Origin of the sequence: Janthinobacterium sp. B9-8 (assembly GCF_000969645.2) — a bacterium.
Taxonomy (GTDB): Bacteria; Pseudomonadota; Gammaproteobacteria; order Burkholderiales; family Chitinibacteraceae; genus Iodobacter.
On the sequence record NZ_CP014222.1, the window covers coordinates 244,603 to 261,943 of the forward strand.

Consider the following 17,341-nt stretch of genomic DNA (forward strand, 5'->3'; position numbering starts at 1 on the left):
TTAGCGATGCAAAAGAGGGGCCGCTGCGCATTGGCTGTAATCATGCACGTGCGGGCTGCGCGGAGGCTGGCTGGCTGCTTGCAGCGGGATCAGGTTTTCATCGCCTAGTAGCTGCTGGCAGGCGAGTAAAGCCGAATCTAAAGCCCCCACAATCCAAGTGTGGTGGACGCTGAGGTGCTCTCCGGCAAAGTAGATATTTTGCTCTGGCTGGCGGGCGCTATTAAAGAGTTGGCGGAATTGTCCGGGGTAAAACATGGCATCGCCCGTCGCCCATTCGGATGGCCAGGCGACATCAAAAGACTCAATAAATTGCTCATTAATATCGACGCTGCTTTGATAGAGCGTTTGTAAGTCTCTGAGCGCCAGACGTACACGTTCTTCCTGAGTTTGCGGTAGCCAGTTATAGGCATCGGTCATCCATGAATAGAGCAGTAACACACCTGCTCCTGAGTCACCCAGTCCGTAGGAGGGATAAACGCACCAGCGCATTGGCAGATCACTGGTGGATTGCCCGCCCATTGCCGCTTGCGGAAGTTGTTCCCAGAAACGGGTTTTAAAGCGTAAGCCGATTTTATACAGAGGCTCAAAATGCATGGTGCGTATGGCTTGCATTTTAGTGGGGGACCATTGCGGAGTAGAGATCATCCTTAGTGCGGCAGGCGGCAGGGCCAGAATCACACTATCAAAAGTATCAAATTCGCCAAGCTCGCCATAATGAATCACAACACGGCCATCTTGAAGGTTTTCAATTTGCTTCACGGGTGAATTCATCGAAATCGATTCAGTGCCAATTAAAGTTGCGCAAGCATTGGGCAATCTGTCCATACCATTGGCAATCGTCATCCATTGTGCACCGGAGAAATCCATACTTTCGATGACTAGCTCGGTAAAGCTGCTTTGGAATTGGTTAGAAGCCGAATTCATGACCTCTACATAATTCACTTTCTCCATACTCCAGCCCGCAATTTCGGTGAGGTAGGTGTAGAGCGAGTAATTGTCATATTGAACAATTTTGGCAAAGCCCAGCTCGAAATTTATTTCCAGTAAATCAAAAAAGGGCTGCAGCACTTCATCAAGTAGCTGCGAGGCTGTTTTATTGCGATCTTCTGGTGCCAGATTAAAGCCCAGCGCTTCAGGGTGCTGATTGGCGTAATCCAGCGTCATTGTGGCTCCGCCAAAGGCTCGTTTCCCATTGACGTACACTAAATTGCCGCTTGGATCGTATAAATTGTATGGAATTAAATCAATTTTGAAGGAGGGTGGCAGCTGCTCATTCAGGTAGCCAATCAGATCAAATACGGGCTGCTGCTCGGGGGTTTGGGGCAGGCGCATGGCACCGGCTTCAAAGTATTGATTCGCTTCGTCATTAAAGCGATGCGTATAAACCCGGCCGCCCAAGCGTTGTGGATGCGCTTCAAACAGGCGGCAATCGATGCCTTGGCTTTTAAGAATCAAGGCCGAGTAAAGCCCCGCCATGCCTGCACCCACAATCCCCACGCGTTTGTTGGCTGAAGGCGGGGTTTTTTGAGAGGGCTGCAAAGGGGTGCGCGCTTTAAGCCAAGCTTCATAAGCGGCACGTAATGAGGCTTTATTGGAGGGGACACTGGCAAACATATGCGATGAGCTAGACATGACAGACTCCAGAAAAGGATTGCACATAAACTACCTTCATAGCGTATTTTTTTATGATTTTAAAATCATAAATTAAATTTAGATGTAAGGTTTTGGAAATTTAAGTGAATGTTTCTATTGGGTAGATTAATATCCACTGCAAGGCAGCAGACATTTTCTGGAAAACTGCGCTTATGTTTTTTTTGTAGTTGGAGTGAGGGGGAATGCAGACACAAGAAGGCTTATTTCGAAAGTCAATTGCGCTACGCTTACGTCTAGCTTTTGGCGTGGTGGCGGCGACTACCCTGCTTGCTTCGGGTGCTGCACTGTGGGCATTTCACTCGGTAGATAGCACCTACTCGATTGTTTCAAAACAAAGCTTTCCTGCTGCGATTGCATCGGCACGGTTAGAAGCCAGTAGCCTAGAATTTTCATCTGCCTTGGCTAGTCTTGCCAATGCTCAGAATACGCAAACAAGAGACAGCGCCTTATCCAGAGTGAAATTAGCTTTAGCTGATTTGCCCAAGCAAATTGATGCTTTGGTGATGAGCAGCCCTGAAGATGCGGAAAAACTCTCCGAGCTGGTGGTGGAGTTATCCAAGAATGTGCCGGGTACCGATCACTTAGTCAGCCAGCAATTATTATTAGATCAACGAAAAAATAGTATCTTGCAACAGGTGGGAGACGCTCAGCAGCGTTTTTTGCAAGCGATAGATCCTGTGTTAATGGCTAAGAATGCCGAGCTGCTCTCCGCCACCCGCCGTGCGTCTGTTTCAGCAGGTGCTTCCGTTCATTCCCTGATTGACAATGAATTTTCAGAGTTGAATGCCTTGCAGCAGGCAAGGGCTGATGCTTTTCGTCTGGCTGCTATTGGAAGCGAGCAGGGGGAGCCTGCCTTACGTAAAAGGGGAGCGAATTTACTTGCCGGTATTCAAATGCATCTGCTTAAAGCCGATCCGTTGGCGCAGGAGGCCGGGAAAAAATTAGCGCAGAGCCTACATGGCCCTTTAGTCCATTCTGGACAAGAGGTTAGCCGGGCTGTTTCATTATTTGATGAGGTGATGCTGCCCCTAATTAATCAGATCACATTAAAAATGATTTCACGCAGTGATCAGATTACGTTGGATTCAACGAATGCGGTGGTTGTGCTCGTGGCAGAGCAGGTTGCTTCTTTAAGTGCAGTACAGCATTTTCGGGGCGATGTGGTGTTATTGGCGAGCTTAATTGCTCAGGCTGCTAATGCACAAAGTGCAATGCGCTTGGAAGAGACCAGAGCGTCATTTATGCAAACCAAAGCAAAGGCTAAGCAAATATTGGCCGAGTTGAATCATGGGGAGGATTTTAAACAGCTGAGGTATGAATTAAACCAGATTATTAATCTGGCAGAAACAGATGAGGGTATTTTTGCTATTAGTTCAAATAAAATAAAATTAAATAATAAATTACAAGCGTTAATCATAAGAAATCAAGATGCAACACAGTTATTGCATAATCAGGCCGAGCAGACCGAGCAAGCGCTGAAAAACGAGCTAAATGATGAAATGCTGCTATTGTCTCATCGTTTAAAGAAAAGTACCTGGTTGCTAGCGGGATTAACGCTGTTTAGTTTGTTGATCTCATTTGGTATTGGTTCTGTTTATATTGGCAGAAGGATTAGCTCCAGATTGGTTGTTTTATCTGAAAATATGCACAGTATTGCTAAAGGCCGTTTTGATGTGGATATTAATGTGAGTGGCAGAGATGAAATTTCTATTATGGCTCAAAGTTTACTGGTGTTTCGTGATGCAAGCATCTTGCTTAGAACACAATCTGAAGAGCTGATTATTTCTCGCGATCAGGCCGAGGCGGCCGTACAAGTTAAAGGTGATTTTCTGGCGAATATGAGCCATGAAATCAGAACGCCTCTAACGGCTATTCTTGGATATACGCATTTAATTTTAGAAACACCATTGGCAAACAGACAGAGAGATTATTTATCTAAAGTTCAATCTTCTGCTAATTTATTGTTAGGCGTTATTAATGATATTCTAGATATTTCTAAAATTGAAGCCGGTAAGCTGGAGCTTGAAGAATCTGATTTTGATTTGTATTTGCTATTGGAAAACCTATCTGGTGTTGCTGCGATTCAGGCAGAAAATAAAAATTTAGCATTGATTTATAGTGTCAGTATCAATGCACCACAATGGTTAAAAGGCGATCCTTTAAGGTTGGGGCAGATTCTGCTTAATTTAATTAATAATGCGATTAAATTTACCGAAAAAGGGGAGGTTGAATTAGCGGTGTCTTGCCTGGATCTAGGTAATGATAGTGTTGAATGTGAGTTTAGTATTCATGATACGGGGATTGGTATCAGTGAAGAAATATTAGAGCGTTTATTTAGCCCATTTACACAGGCGGATTCCTCAACAACCCGTCGCTTTGGTGGCTCCGGGCTTGGTTTGGCGATTAGTCAGCAATTAGCATATATTATGGGCGGTGGAATTACGGTGCTCAGCCAGCCCGATCAAGGCTCGATATTTAAATTTAAGCTATGTTTGCATAAGAGTAATCATCAGGGCATGAGTATTCCTCAATATAAAGGACGCCGTGTTTTAATTGCGGAGCCCCATGCCGCTACCCGGATTCAATTGTGCATGTATTTAGATAAAATGGGCATGCAGGTCAGTGATGTATGCTCTGCTCAAGATGCTATGCGATGTATGAAGAGTAATGAGCACCCCTTTGATTTACTGATTATGGATGCTTCTTTATTGAGTAATACTCCCGCTGAAACCGTACAGGAAATATGGGGGCTTCGTGATGAAATGGCTATTATTTTACTCACTACCATATTAAGCCACGATAGTGTGATTAGTCGCTGGGGTGCACGGGCTTTTGTTTATTCATTAAGTAAACCCATTATTGCTCATTTATTGTACGAAACCATTGTGAATAGTTTAGAGCTCAATAGCAGCTCGATGAGTAAAGCGATTGCTTATGCCGAGGCCAAAGAGGAGCCTTTACGCGGTATGAAAATCTTATTGGCAGAAGACACACCGCTTTTAAGTGAAATGAGTGTATCGCTATTGAGTGCTTTAGGCGCCAATGTGGATGCGGTGGCCAATGGCAGGGAGGTGGTTGATTTTATTTTAAATAAGAAAAAAAACTATGATGTGATTTTGATGGACGTTCAAATGCCTGAAATGGATGGTATGGAGGCCACTCGATTGATTCGGATTCAATTAGCGGCTGCTGATTTGCCTATTATTGCTTTAACAGCGCATGCGATGGAAGCAGAGCGCCGCCGTTGTCTGGAAGTGGGAATGAATGATCATTTGGCAAAACCCATTAATCCGCAACATTTACTTAAAGTTTTATTGCGTTGGACGGGCACTGTGGTGAATGAATCAACTCTTTTATTGAAAAAAGAAACAGAGAATCCTCCTTTGCCAGAGCTGCCGGGCTTAGGTTTAGATAAGGCACTAGAGCGCTTGGGGAGTCTGGCTTTGCTGAAACGTATGCTGCCACGCTTGGGCGATCAGTATGCAGATTCATCTGAGCGTTTACGCCAATTGTTGCAACAAGGGGAGTTGTTTGAAGCAGAGCGTTTGGCTCACTCATTAAAAGGTGTTGCGGGTACTTTAGAGGCGTTCACGGTTTATCAGATTGCTCAAAAACTAGAAGACCAGCTCCATAACGGTAAAACACAGATTGATGTTTTGTTGATTGAGCTGGATGTGGCTTTAGAAGAAGTGATTGGCAGCATTGATATTTGGTTAAGTGCTCAGGGCTCGTCTGTTGTACCTTGCCATGAGGAGTGCCAATTATCTGGTGATCGTGTGCAGGAGCTTGATGAGTTGTTGCGGTTGAGAAGCTTACGCGCCAGAAAATGCTTTATGCAGCTACAGTCTGGCTTGGCCGCTTTGGATAAGAAAAAAGCGATGCAAATCGGCCTTGCCCTCGATCAGCTGGATTATCAAAGTGCAAGAGAGGCTTTGCAGTCTTTTGATATCAATCGAGACTTAATCTGAAACATGCCATATTCATGTATTATCTATTTTGAGTAAGCAGCGTATCCACTTTGATTACCCGCCTTTCAAACTGTAGTAAAGTTGTTTTATGTATTGGAGCTCGTCTTGATTCACCAGCCTATTATTCTTGTTGTTGATGATGAACCAAATAATATTGAAATGCTGGCGGGTATGCTGGATGATCAGTACGAGCTTAGATTTGCCGTGAGTGCTCAAGAGGCATTAACTGCAATTAAAGAAATGCCTAAGCCCGATCTGATTTTATTAGATGTGATGTTGCCAGATATGAATGGCTATGCCATTTGTGAACGAATCAAAGAAGACCCTGCCACTGCCGATATTCCCATTATTTTTGTCACCTCATTAGGCGACGCTGAGCAAGAAGAAAAAGGCTTTGCCGTAGGTGGCGCAGATTATATTGTGAAGCCGTGCCGCGCATTGAGTATTAAAGCGCGAATTCGTAATCAGCTCGAGATGAAACGCACCCGAGAATTGTTGCACCGGCTTGCGATTACCGATGGGTTAACCAGCCTTGCAAATCGCCGCCATTTTGATGAAGCATTAAAGCAAGAAATGCAGCGCTTACAAAGGCAAGGCGGGCAACTTTCTCTTGTGCTGATTGATGTGGATTTTTTTAAGCGCTTTAATGACTATTATGGTCACCCTGCTGGCGATGAGTGTTTAAGGCGCATTGCAGCGGTGATTGCAACCGAATTGCGGCGCCCGGCAGATTTAACCGCCAGAATTGGCGGGGAAGAATTTGCCTGTTTACTGCCAGAAACAAGCCTTGCCGGGGCTTATATTGTGGCTGAACGTATTCGGCAAACGGTGCTTTCTTTAAAAATGCCTCATCAGAGCTCGACTATTTCTGATTATGTAACGGTGAGTGTAGGTGTGGCGACATCCAGTGGCACAGAGGCGGCGCATCTTTATCAGCGGGCAGATATTCAGCTTTATATTGCTAAAACATCGGGCCGTAATTGCGTAGTGCAGGATGTGGCGTTGGTATAGCGATTGTTTTGTGTAATAAAAAACGCGATCAGTATGAAATGATCGCGTTTTTTTATGAACGAAGGCGGCTAAGAGCGGAGCAATGACAATACTTGCTGTGGTGCCGCATTGGCTTGGGCAAGCGCAGCGGTATTAGCCTGAGCACGTATCTGTTGCTGTACCAGACTGGCCGTTGCAGCGGCATAATCCGTGTCTGCAACCCGGCTTTTTGCAGCGGATAAATTTTCTGAACGATTTTGCAAATTATTGGCACCGGCGGTGAGCCGATTGCTGATCGCGCCATAATCTGAGCGGGCGCTAGAAACAGATGCTAAATCACTATCTAGTCTAGATAACGCTTGCCCTGCAGCCGCTGAGCTGGATAAATCAATCTGGCCAGTACCGCTATTGAGCTTAGTGAGATCGGGTCTGGATACAGAAAGCTGATCCCCTGCATTGGCTCCTGCCTGAAAATTCAAATTACCCTGCCCTTGTAATAAAGGCGTGCCGTTAAAACTGGTGTTTTGCACAATATCGGCATTGGCTAAAGACAGTTGATTAGATTCTTCCTGAATTGCGGCTCGATCCTGGGTACTGAGGGTGTCGTTGCCCGCAGCAACGGTTAGCTCACGAATACGCTGGGTATTATCTTGTATGGTGCTCAAGGCCCCGTCGGCGACTTGGGTGAGCGAAACGCCATCGTTTAGATTAGATCTGGCCTGATTACTGCCTGCAATTTGCGCAGCAAATTGCTCAATCAGCACCGTGCTGGCCGGATCGGTCTGGGTGCTGCGTTTGGCAGACGAAAGCTCACTCAGCGTATTGCTCTGCGCTTTTTGCGTACCGCTCAAGATATTCTGTGCATTGAGCGATGGCAGGTTAGTCGCAATTCCTAAAGCCATGATATTTACTCCCGCATAAGTCCTCTCTACTAAACCATACTCTGCTTAACCTCCTCCTTCAATGGGGATACGTTCTAGCACAGACCTGCGGTTGCCCGGTGGCTAAATCAGCTGGATTTGCGTTACCTCAGTTTGTGGTTATGCGCGTCATGGCAATATGGCAAATAGCATTTTTGAGGATATTTATTGTGATTGCTCTAGAGTTTTTTGTGGTAATTGCTGCGATCTTACTCGGTGCCAGAATCTCTGGGATTGGCTTAGGGGTAATGGGCGGTTTGGGCTTGGCCATCTTGGTGTTTATTTTTGGTTTGCAACCTACAACTGCGCCGATTGATGTGATGTTGATGATCATTGCCGTGATTACCACGGCAGGTTGTTTGCAAGCGGCAGGGGGGATGGATTTTTTAGTGCGTATTGCCGAAAAATTGCTACGCCGAGATCCAAAGCGCATCACCTTTTATGCGCCTTTGGTGACGTATTTTTTTACGCTTTTCGCAGGTACAGGCCATGTCGCTTATGCCGTGTTGCCGGTGATTGCAGAAGTTGCGCATGAATCGGGTGTTCGCCCAGAGCGGCCCTTATCCATTGCGGTGATTGCATCCCAAGCGGCGATTACAGCCAGCCCAATTTCTGCGGCAACGGTGGCCTTACTATCATTACTTTCACCCGCAGGGATTCATTTAGGCGATATTTTAATGGTTGCCATTCCTGCCACCCTTTTGGGGACGATGGCAGGGGCATTAGCGGCCAGCCACCAAGGCTGTGAGTTGAAGCTTGATCCGGTGTATCGGGGTAGATTAGAGCGTGGGGAGATTCAGGCGCTGCAAGCCGAGGAGCGTTTGGCTTTGCCTAAGGAGGCCAGCCGTTCAGTATGGCTATTTCTGCTGGCGGTGATTTCGGTGGTCATGCTGGGCACCTTTCCATCACTTCGGCCTGAGTGGCTGGTGGCTGGCAAAAGCGTGCAGTTAAATATGGCCCAAGCGATTGAAATTGTGATGTTGTCGGCAGCCGCTTTAATTTTACTCTTTTGTAAAGTAAAGCCCGATGAGGTGATTAAAGGCTCGGTGTTTAGGGCCGGCTCTGCTGCGGTGATTGGGATTTTTGGTGTAGCTTGGATGGGGGACACGTTTATTCAGGCCAATATGGCGCTGTTTTCTGGCTCGCTTAAAGAGATCGTTACCGCTCAGCCTTGGTTGTTTTCAATTGCCTTATTTGGCATGTCGATCTTGTTGTATTCACAAGCCGCAACCATCCGCGCTTTGCTTCCCTTGGGGATTGCCTTGGGGATACCTGCTCCGGCTTTAATTGCGATGTTTCCTAGTGTAAACGGTTATTTCTTTATTCCTAATTATCCAACCGTGATCGCTGCAATTAACTTTGATCGCACCGGTACGACTCACATTGGCAAATATTTACTGAACCATAGTTTTATGTTGCCGGGGCTAGTCTGCTCGGTGGTTTCCGTGGGGTCTGGCTTCGCTATTTCGCATATCCTCTTGTAATATAAAGAAAAATTACCCTTAGGTTTGGGTAATCCTTCCTACTCATTAATTAGAAAAATCGTTGATGATGTGGTTATGGATGCCCAAATCGAAAGCTTATCAGCAGACTGGAGTGCGCGTAATCAGCTTGATGCCGTGCATAACAAGCAGCAGCAGTCGCTGCAAAGCGTTGCTGCGCGTGATGAAAGGGATCTGTTTACTGATGCGATCAATACGGTGCAGAAAGTGGACATCGTTGTGCCGCAGGAGCTACAGCGCAGCATGGCAGATGATAAAGCGCTGGGTACGCAGCTTTTGCTCTCACAAATGTTGATGGCTTCGGCTCTTTATTGGCCTCAGCTGGCAATGACCGTTGCGAAGCAAGATATAAGCTCTTCGGCACGCCCTCCACCACGGATTGAAAATGCCCTAGCAAGTTATCGGGCGATTTCTTCTGTTACAGAGACGGAAGCAGGGTCAGGATTGGCAGCCACAGCTTAGTGGCTGCCTTTTTTTGGGGGTCTTTTTAGCGCCTAGTTTTTAAAGCAGCCAGTGCCGTAGCCATCGCACCCTGTGCCTCTGGCTGACGTTCAACGATTTTTCTATCCTTGGGTGTCATGCTTTGTTTGACTGTTTCAGCACTTGGTGCTGCGCTGTCTGTTAAGCGCATGGTCAGTGCAATGCGTTTTCTGGCCACATCAATTTCCACTACTTTTACTTTCACTACATCGCCCGTTTTAACCACTTCCCGCGGATCTTTAATAAAGCGATTAGCGAGTGCTGAGATATGCACCAAACCATCCTGATGCACGCCAATATCAATAAATGCGCCAAAGTTGGTCACATTGGTCACGACGCCTTCCAGCACCATGTCTAGTTTTAAATCAGCAATTTTTTCCACGCCCTCAAGAAAACTGGCGGTTTTAAATTCCGGGCGAGGATCACGGCCGGGTTTTTCCAGCTCGGCCAGAATATCTTTAATCGTGGGCACACCAAATTGTGCGTCAACTAATTCGGCTGGATTCAGGCTTTTGAGCAGGGCGTTATCGCCAATAATCTGGCCAATATTTTTGCCGACTTTAGCGATAATTTTTTCTACCAGCGGATAGGCCTCAGGGTGGACGGCAGAAGCATCAAGCGGGTTTTTACCCGCCATCACCCGTAAGAAACCAGCGGCTAGCTCAAAGCTTTTATCGCCGATACGAGGTACTTTTAGCAGCGCTTTGCGCTCACTAAATGCACCGTGCTGATCGCGGTAGGCCACAATATTGGCCGCCATTGTGGCGCTCAGGCCTGATACCCGAGTTAGGAGTGGCACTGATGCCGAATTCACATCAACACCCACGGCATTCACGCAGTCTTCAATCACGGTATCGAGCATGCGTGCCAGCTCGTTTTGGTTTACATCGTGCTGATACTGCCCCACCCCAATGGCTTTGGGGTCGATTTTAACCAGCTCGGCGAGTGGATCTTGCAAGCGGCGGGCGATGGATACTGCACCGCGCAGGCTAACATCCAGCTCAGGGAATTCTTTTGCAGCAAACTCAGAGGCAGAATAAACCGATGCGCCTGCTTCGGAAACCACCAGCTTTTGCATCGCTAGCTCAGGCATCAGCTTAATCAGCTCGATGGCGAGTTTATCGGTTTCACGACTGGCCGTGCCATTGCCAATAGAGATCAGCTCTACACCGTGTTTTTTAGCCAGCGCAGCCAAGGTAGTAAGTGATTCATTCCATGCTTTGCGCGGCTCGTGCGGATAGATTGTGGCCGTGTCGAGCAGCTTGCCGGTGCGATCAACCACGGCCACTTTTACGCCGGTGCGCAGCCCCGGATCAAGACCAAGGGTGACTTTAGGGCCTGCTGGTGCGGCCAAAAGCAGATCTTTCATATTGCTGGCGAATACTTTAATCGCCTCGATATCGGCCTGCTCACGCAGCTGACTTAATAGCTCGGATTCCAAGCTTAAAAAGATCTTGGTGCGCCAGCTTTGCCTTACCGTGTCGGCCAGCCATTTGTCTGCGGGGCGATCTTGGTTTTTGACGCCAAAGCGCTCTGCGATACGCATTTCGCAAATATTGGGTGTGCTATTGCGGGTTTTTTCATTGGCGAGGCTGGCTGCGAGTTCTTCTGGCAAGAGGATAGATAGATTCAGAATGCCTTCATTTCTACCGCGTAAAATAGCCAGAATGCGGTGGGAAGGCATGGCAGAGATTTTTTCGTGGTAATCAAAATAGTCAGAAAACTTAGCGCCTTCATTTTCTTTACCTGCAATCACCGCCGTCTTGCTGCTGGCATTGCTTTGCAAAAAGCTGCGTAGCTTGGTAATCAGTTCGGCGTCTTCGCTAAAGGTTTCAATTAAAATTGCGCGTGCACCATCGAGTGCGGCTTTGCTGTCTTTTATATCCGCATCGGCATTTAAAAATGCACCAGCAGCTTGTTCAGGATTAAGTTGTGGATTGGCGAGTAGTTGTTCGGCCAGCGGTGCAAGGCCTGCTTCTCTTGCAATTTGCGCCTTGGTGCGGCGTTTTTGTTTAAACGGCAAGTAAAGGTCTTCCAGGCGCTGCTTATTATCGGCGCTCAGTATTTGTATTTTTAGCGCCGTGCTCAGCTTGCCTTGCTCGGTGATGCTATTGATCACGCTGACGCGCCGCTCTTCCAATTCACGTAAATAGCCAAGGCGCACTTCCAAATTGCGCAGCTGGGTGTCATCTAGGCCGCCGGTGACTTCTTTACGGTAACGGGAAATAAACGGCACGGTGGCACCATCGTCTAGCAAAGTAACGGCAGCAATCACTTGGGCTTCGCGGCAGGCGATTTCGGTGGCAATACGTTGGTGAATTGAAGGTAGCATGGGCAGAATCTACAAAAGCGAGAAGAGCTGTATTTTACGGCTTTTAAAGCACTCGTGTGCGTGTGGCATTTTCACAGCAATTTTAAGGGTTTATTGATTAATTTTATTGCGTGTTTCATCTATTATTTTTTGAAAATCCCCGCTGGATTTAAGCTTTTTTAGGCCGCTATTAAAACGCGCGATGAGTTCTTTTCCACGGGGGTGTTTGTTCCAAATGACTACATGCATGGGGGCAATCCAAAATGCTTTTTTTTGCCACGTGACTTGCACACGTTTTTCTGCGGAGAAGTTTTGTTGCAATAAATATTGCCCAACTTCAATATCGATAGGAAAAAGATCTATATGCTCAGCCATTAGTTTTCTAAATCCAGTCAGATCATCTGCGGCAGCATCCGTTTTTAAAATTTTTTGTTTTTCAAGCTGGGAAAATTCATCTGAATAATAATTGCCCAGGGTAATGCCAATGCGAGAGTCTTTTAAATCACTGAGTTTCTTCCATGGCCGTTTTGAATTCACTCTTTCAAAGAAAACCATATTGGCAGAAAGCACCGGATCGGTATAAAGCAAATTTTTCTGTCTTTCGGCAGAAATAGCCCAGCCAAAGCTGCCGTCTAAGACGCCTTTGCGTGCGACTTCCAAGGTGCGGTTATTGGGGTAAAATTCATAAGTTACTTGTACATTTTCACGCGCAAACGCTTCAAAAACCAGCCTAGAAAGAATGCCATAATCTGCTAGGCCCTTGCCCATATATGGAGCCCACTCCTGATTGGACAGGCGGATTTTAATCGAATCATTTGCGGCATAGCTAAGTGGTGAGCTTAATAGGCTAATAGCAAAAATAGTGTGTATAAAATTGCGATTCATTTTTTTATCTTCATAAAACGCCGGTCTATTACTAATAATAAACCGGCTTTAAACTGCTTTATTGACGTGTTGGTGCAGATGTTAGGCCAACAAATTCCGGATAGTCTGTAATAATTCCTTGTAAGGGAAATTCATGGCAAATAAGGTGTTCTTGTTCAGTTTGTGCACCATAAACATAATTATTAAAGCCTTGTGTAAAGCTTTGATTTAAAAGATCCAGATCAAGCACTTCATAATCCCAGATGAGTGTGCGTAAATGCCGGTGTGGCATTGCAGATAAAATGAGCTCATTTAATTGGGCTGGGCGGTGAGCAATTAAAAAACCACAATCAATATGTAGTTCTTTTTCGACATGTAAAGCAACTTCATGATGGAAGGAGCTGACGAGCAGTTGTTGCTGATGGATATGGTTTTTAAGAATCGCCAAGCAGTTGGGCAAAACGGATGGGGTTTTTATTTCAATATTCCAATAGGCATCAGGAAAAGCGTCCAGCGCTTCGGATAAAGTTGGGACGATATACCCTGATAAATGGGATAATTCACTGCGGCTTAATGTAGCAACAGCAATGCCATTGGGGGCGTTTCTGTCGTGATATAAAACGGCTTCTCCGTCTGCAGATAGGCGAACATCCGTCTCTATTCCTGTAAACCCGGCCGTTAAGCTTAAAGCAAAAGCCGCAAGGGTGTTCTCTGGGGCTGTGCGGTGTAAACCGCGATGTGCAAGTCGCAACATAGAATCGGTTACACTCTTGAAAAAAATGAATACCTTAATTTTAGGATGCGATGCATGCTTCGTGCTAGAAGTTTTCTGGGTAAATCTGTATTTATTATGCTGCTTGGGGCCAGCTGCTTTTCTCAACAGGCATTCTCGGTAGAGCGGCCTCGAATTGGTTTGGTATTAGGTGGTGGCGGAGCGCGTGGTTTGTCCCATATCGGTGTGCTTAAAGTACTTGAAGAGGCAAGAGTGCCGATTGATTGTGTGGTGGGGACCAGCATAGGGTCTTTGGTTGCAGGGGCTTACGCGGCAGGGCGAACACCTGAAGAGCTAGCGCGTAGGGCGACTGAGGCTAATTGGGATGATTTATTAAGCTCTAACTTGCCACGCCAATTGAATGGTGTTCGAAAAAAACAAGACGATAAGCTTAATTTGGTGGGCATTGAGCTGGGTATACGGGATAGTGGTGAAGTGGCTTTGCCTTCGGCTGCGATCAGCACCCAGAAAATTGAATTATTTTTACGTGAAATGACTTTTGGCGGAACGACCCCCTCATTTGATGCCTTGAGCATTCCCTATCGCGCCGTGGCCACAGATATTGAAACGGGCGAAATGGTGGTGCTGAAAGATGGTGATATTGTGAGTGCGATGCGCGCCAGCATGGCTGTGCCCGGGGTGTTTTCAGCGGTTTCACGGGGCTCTCGCTTGCTGGTGGATGGGGGCTTGGCTCGTAATATGCCGGTTGATGTGGCTCGCTCATTATGTGCCGATGTCATTATTGCTGTTGATGTGGGCGCACAGCCTCTAAATAGAGATCAGATTAATAGCATTTTAAGTACGGCGGATCAATATACGCGTTTAATGGTTGCCCAAAATGTAAAGCCACAATTAGATAGTTTAAAACCTTCAGATGTTTTGATTACGCCTAATTTAGGAACTTTAAATTCTGCAGATTTTAAGAGTGGTAAAGATTTTATTGTTAAAGGTGAAGAAGCCGCGACGCTGAGTTTATATCAGCTTAATAAATATTCTTTATCTGAAGAAGAATACGCGGCTTGGCAGAAGAAAAAATTAGCCAATAAGCTGATTCCTCAGCCAGTACAAACGGTTGAAGTAATGTCGATGCGTAATGTAAATCCTAATGTATTGAAAGAAGCATTAGATGTACAGATTGGCAACCCTTTAGATGGTGATCATTTTCATAAGCGCTTGGCGGAGGTTTATGCCCGTGGTGATTTTTCGCAGCTGGATTATGAGCTGACCGATCATGATGGATTACAAAAATTAACCTTGTTTCCAATTGAAAAAGATTGGGGGCCTAATTACCTTTCTTTTGGTCTGGGAATGGGCACTGATTTTGAAGGAAATAATCCCTATTCTTTAACTGCGATGTATCGCCGAACGTGGATTAATTCCCTAGGGGCCGAGTGGAAAAGCTCGCTTAGAGTGGGGGACACGATGTCTTTCCAATCTGAGTTTTATCAGCCTTTGCAATTAGATGGTTATGCTTTTATTGCGCCTTCATTCAGATATAAATCAACCCCGATTTCTATCTGGGATGCAGGTGAAAATCTAGCGCAGTATCGCTATACGCAAACTCATTTTGGTTTAGATCTTGGATCAAGCCTGACGCGGTTTGGCGAGGTGAGGTTGGGTGTTTCATATCAACATTATGATGCTACCAAACAAATCGGTGATTCAATTTACTCGGATAGCGTAGATGGGGATTATGGCGTTGGTTTTAAATTGTATTATGATCAACTCGATCATCTTTATTTTCCGGGCAAGGGCGACCTGGTTAATTTAAGTGCTTACTATGCATTAAAAGGGCAGGGTGATTTTAGTAACTATGGGCGTTTTGGTTTAGAGGCTCAGCATGCGTTTAATATTAATGGTGTGAAAGGGAATATCGCTGTAAAGGGTAATTATAGTTATAAAGAAGCCCCTTTCTTACCGGATTTTCAGTCTTTAGGTGGCTTTTTAAATTTGTCTAGCTATCGGAAAAATGAGTTATTGGGTGAAAATTCAATTTATATGAAAGCTCAGGTTTACTCACCAGTGACTTTGCTGGGCCTAAGTGTAGGTGGCAGTTATTTAGGCGCTGCAATTGAAGCGGGTCGTATGTTTAATGTACTGGATGAAGAACAAGAAGGTTGGCATTCTTCCCTGACTGGTTTCTGGGCTGCTGATACTTATCTGGGACCATTCTATCTGGGGGCCGCTTACGGTGATAACAAGAAATTGCGTTATTATTTGATGCTGGGCAATCAGTTTTAACCAGTAAAAACACTTTTTTTCTTTAGGAGGTCGTGATGTTGAAACAGAGCTTATTGGGTGGTGTATTGGCGCTTGTGCTTGCAACTGCTGCCCATGCGGGGCCACAGCAAGAGAAAATGGCTGCATGTAATAAAGATGCTGGTGCTCAGTCTTTGAAGGGCGACGCACGTAAAGCGTTTATGAGTACTTGCCTTAAAGCGGCACCCGCTTCGGCTCCTGCTGCGATGACTCAGCAAGATAAAATGAAGCAATGTAATAAAGATGCCACAGGTAAAAAAGGTGATGAGCGTAAAGCGTTTATGAGCAGCTGCCTGAAAAAGTAATCTTGAAAGCCACTTGAGACGCGGTTTCGGGTGGCTTGAAATGTCTCTCATCATCCCCATCTTCTTTCATTAAGTAAGGTTTGATCTGACTTCTGCCTTGCCCATTTGGTCTCTGTTATATTTACCCATAGCTTCAAGTTGATAATGACTTTCCTCGATCGCCTCTTTCGTAAGACCACCGGAACATCTGCCATGCCCTCTCACGACCTCTTACTTGCTGCGCTTGCTAAAGAAATTGATGTTCATACTGGGCGCGATTTTGTTTCGGCTAAATGCATTAAAAATTTAAAGTTTGAGCAAGCAGCCGTTAGCTTGGATATCGAGCTGGGCTATCCTGCTAAAAGTCAGTTTGCTGCAATCGCCAAGCAAATAGAGCAGGCCTTACTGGCGGTAGAGGGAGTGGCATCGGTTCAGGTTAACGTATCAAGCCATATTGTGGCTCATGCTGCGCAGCGTGGTTTGCCACTGCAAAAAGGCATTAAGAATATTATTGCTGTGGCCAGTGGTAAAGGCGGTGTGGGTAAATCGACGACCGCAGTGAATTTGGCGCTGGCTTTAGCGGCAGAAGGCGCCAGCGTAGGTTTACTGGATGCCGATATCTATGGTCCATCGCAGCCCACCATGATGGGGGTTGCCGATCAGAAGCCCGAGGCGGTAGAAAATAAATATATATTGCCGATTGAAAATCATGGCATTAAAACGATGTCGATCGGGTTTTTAATTGATACCGAGCAGCCCATGGTTTGGCGCGGCCCGATGGTTACGCAAGCATTAACTCAATTGCTGAATGAAACTCTCTGGGGGGACTTGGATTATCTGGTGATTGATTTACCACCGGGTACGGGTGATATTCAGCTGACTTTAAGCCAAAAAGTGCCAGTGACCGGCGCAGTGATCGTAACTACACCACAAGATATTGCCCTGCTCGATGCTCGCAAGGGGATCAAAATGTTTGAGAAAGTGGGCGTGCCAATTTTGGGTTTGGTCGAGAATATGAGCATGCATATTTGCAGCAACTGCGGCCATGCCGAGCCTATTTTTGGTGAGGGTGGCGGGGCGAAAATGGGGGCTGATTACGGTATTGATTTGCTAGGTCAATTACCACTGGATTTATCGATTCGTTTAAATGCGGATGCAGGCAAGCCTTCGGTTGTTGCCGATCCTGATAGCAAAATCGCTGAGCTATATAAAGTGATTGCCCGTAAAGTAGCAGTAAAAATCGCCGCTAAATCACAGGATTTCTCTAATAAGTTTCCAAAGATTGTGATTCAGAAAAACACTTAATATTTAATTTTAATCAGCGCAATAAAAAGCCCG

12 protein-coding genes are annotated in these 17,341 nt (G+C 46.0%); 7 read left to right on the forward strand and 5 right to left on the reverse strand.

The annotated features are described in order from the left end of the window. Complete coding sequence (locus tag VN23_RS01000; protein WP_046351003.1) at positions 1–1,632, reverse strand: flavin monoamine oxidase family protein; 1,632 nt, start codon at positions 1,630–1,632, stop codon at positions 1–3. A gap of 203 nt (positions 1,633–1,835) precedes the next feature. Here VN23_RS01000 and VN23_RS01005 point away from each other — a divergent pair, with 203 nt between their 5' ends. Both VN23_RS01005 and VN23_RS01010 read left to right on the forward strand, forming a co-directional pair. Continuing rightward, the gene (locus VN23_RS01005; protein ID WP_046351004.1) at positions 1,836–5,621 is read left to right on the forward strand and encodes a response regulator; all 3,786 of its coding nucleotides are present in this window, start codon (positions 1,836–1,838) and stop codon (positions 5,619–5,621) included. A 105-nt stretch (positions 5,622–5,726) separates the two neighbouring features. Then, positions 5,727–6,632: a GGDEF domain-containing response regulator gene (locus VN23_RS01010; protein WP_197432993.1), complete on the forward strand. Its 906-nt coding sequence runs from the start codon at positions 5,727–5,729 to the stop codon at positions 6,630–6,632. 68 nt (positions 6,633–6,700) lie between these two features. Here the strand turns inward: VN23_RS01010 and VN23_RS01015 are convergent, their stop codons facing one another. Then, positions 6,701–7,513 carry a flagellin N-terminal helical domain-containing protein gene (locus VN23_RS01015; RefSeq protein WP_046351005.1) on the reverse strand — a complete coding sequence of 271 codons (813 nt, stop codon included), beginning with the start codon at positions 7,511–7,513 and terminating at the stop codon, positions 6,701–6,703. A gap of 188 nt (positions 7,514–7,701) precedes the next feature. Here VN23_RS01015 and VN23_RS01020 point away from each other — a divergent pair, with 188 nt between their 5' ends. Both VN23_RS01020 and VN23_RS01025 read left to right on the forward strand, forming a co-directional pair. Next, positions 7,702–9,015 carry an anaerobic C4-dicarboxylate transporter family protein gene (locus VN23_RS01020; protein ID WP_156455091.1) on the forward strand — a complete coding sequence of 438 codons (1,314 nt, stop codon included), beginning with the start codon at positions 7,702–7,704 and terminating at the stop codon, positions 9,013–9,015. Positions 9,016–9,090: 75 nt separating this feature from the next. Beyond that, positions 9,091–9,495, forward strand: a complete 405-nt coding sequence (locus tag VN23_RS01025) for a hypothetical protein (RefSeq protein ID WP_046351007.1) — start codon at positions 9,091–9,093, stop codon at positions 9,493–9,495. Between the two features lie 25 nt (positions 9,496–9,520). Here VN23_RS01025 and VN23_RS01030 read toward each other — a convergent pair whose 3' ends face one another. From VN23_RS01030 to VN23_RS01040, 3 genes are all read right to left on the reverse strand, one after another. Beyond that, positions 9,521–11,845 carry a Tex family protein gene (locus VN23_RS01030; protein ID WP_046351008.1) on the reverse strand — a complete coding sequence of 775 codons (2,325 nt, stop codon included), beginning with the start codon at positions 11,843–11,845 and terminating at the stop codon, positions 9,521–9,523. 90 nt (positions 11,846–11,935) lie between these two features. Next, positions 11,936–12,709, reverse strand: coding sequence for a substrate-binding periplasmic protein (locus VN23_RS01035; protein ID WP_046351009.1), 774 nt, complete (start codon positions 12,707–12,709; stop codon positions 11,936–11,938). 58 nt (positions 12,710–12,767) lie between these two features. Continuing rightward, positions 12,768–13,442, reverse strand: coding sequence for a glycerophosphodiester phosphodiesterase (locus VN23_RS01040; protein WP_046351010.1), 675 nt, complete (start codon positions 13,440–13,442; stop codon positions 12,768–12,770). Positions 13,443–13,496: 54 nt separating this feature from the next. Between VN23_RS01040 and VN23_RS01045 the strand changes: the two genes are divergently transcribed. The 3 genes from VN23_RS01045 (at position 13,497) to apbC (ending at position 17,308) form a co-directional block, all read left to right on the forward strand. After that, a complete protein-coding gene (locus VN23_RS01045; RefSeq protein WP_046351011.1) occupies positions 13,497–15,701 on the forward strand; it encodes a patatin-like phospholipase family protein in 2,205 nt (734 codons plus the stop codon). A gap of 35 nt (positions 15,702–15,736) precedes the next feature. After that, positions 15,737–16,024: a PsiF family protein gene (locus tag VN23_RS01050; RefSeq protein ID WP_046351012.1), complete on the forward strand. Its 288-nt coding sequence runs from the start codon at positions 15,737–15,739 to the stop codon at positions 16,022–16,024. 192 nt (positions 16,025–16,216) lie between these two features. After that, positions 16,217–17,308, forward strand: coding sequence for an iron-sulfur cluster carrier protein ApbC (apbC, locus tag VN23_RS01055; RefSeq protein WP_046351013.1), 1,092 nt, complete (start codon positions 16,217–16,219; stop codon positions 17,306–17,308). Positions 17,309–17,341 lie beyond the last annotated feature (33 nt).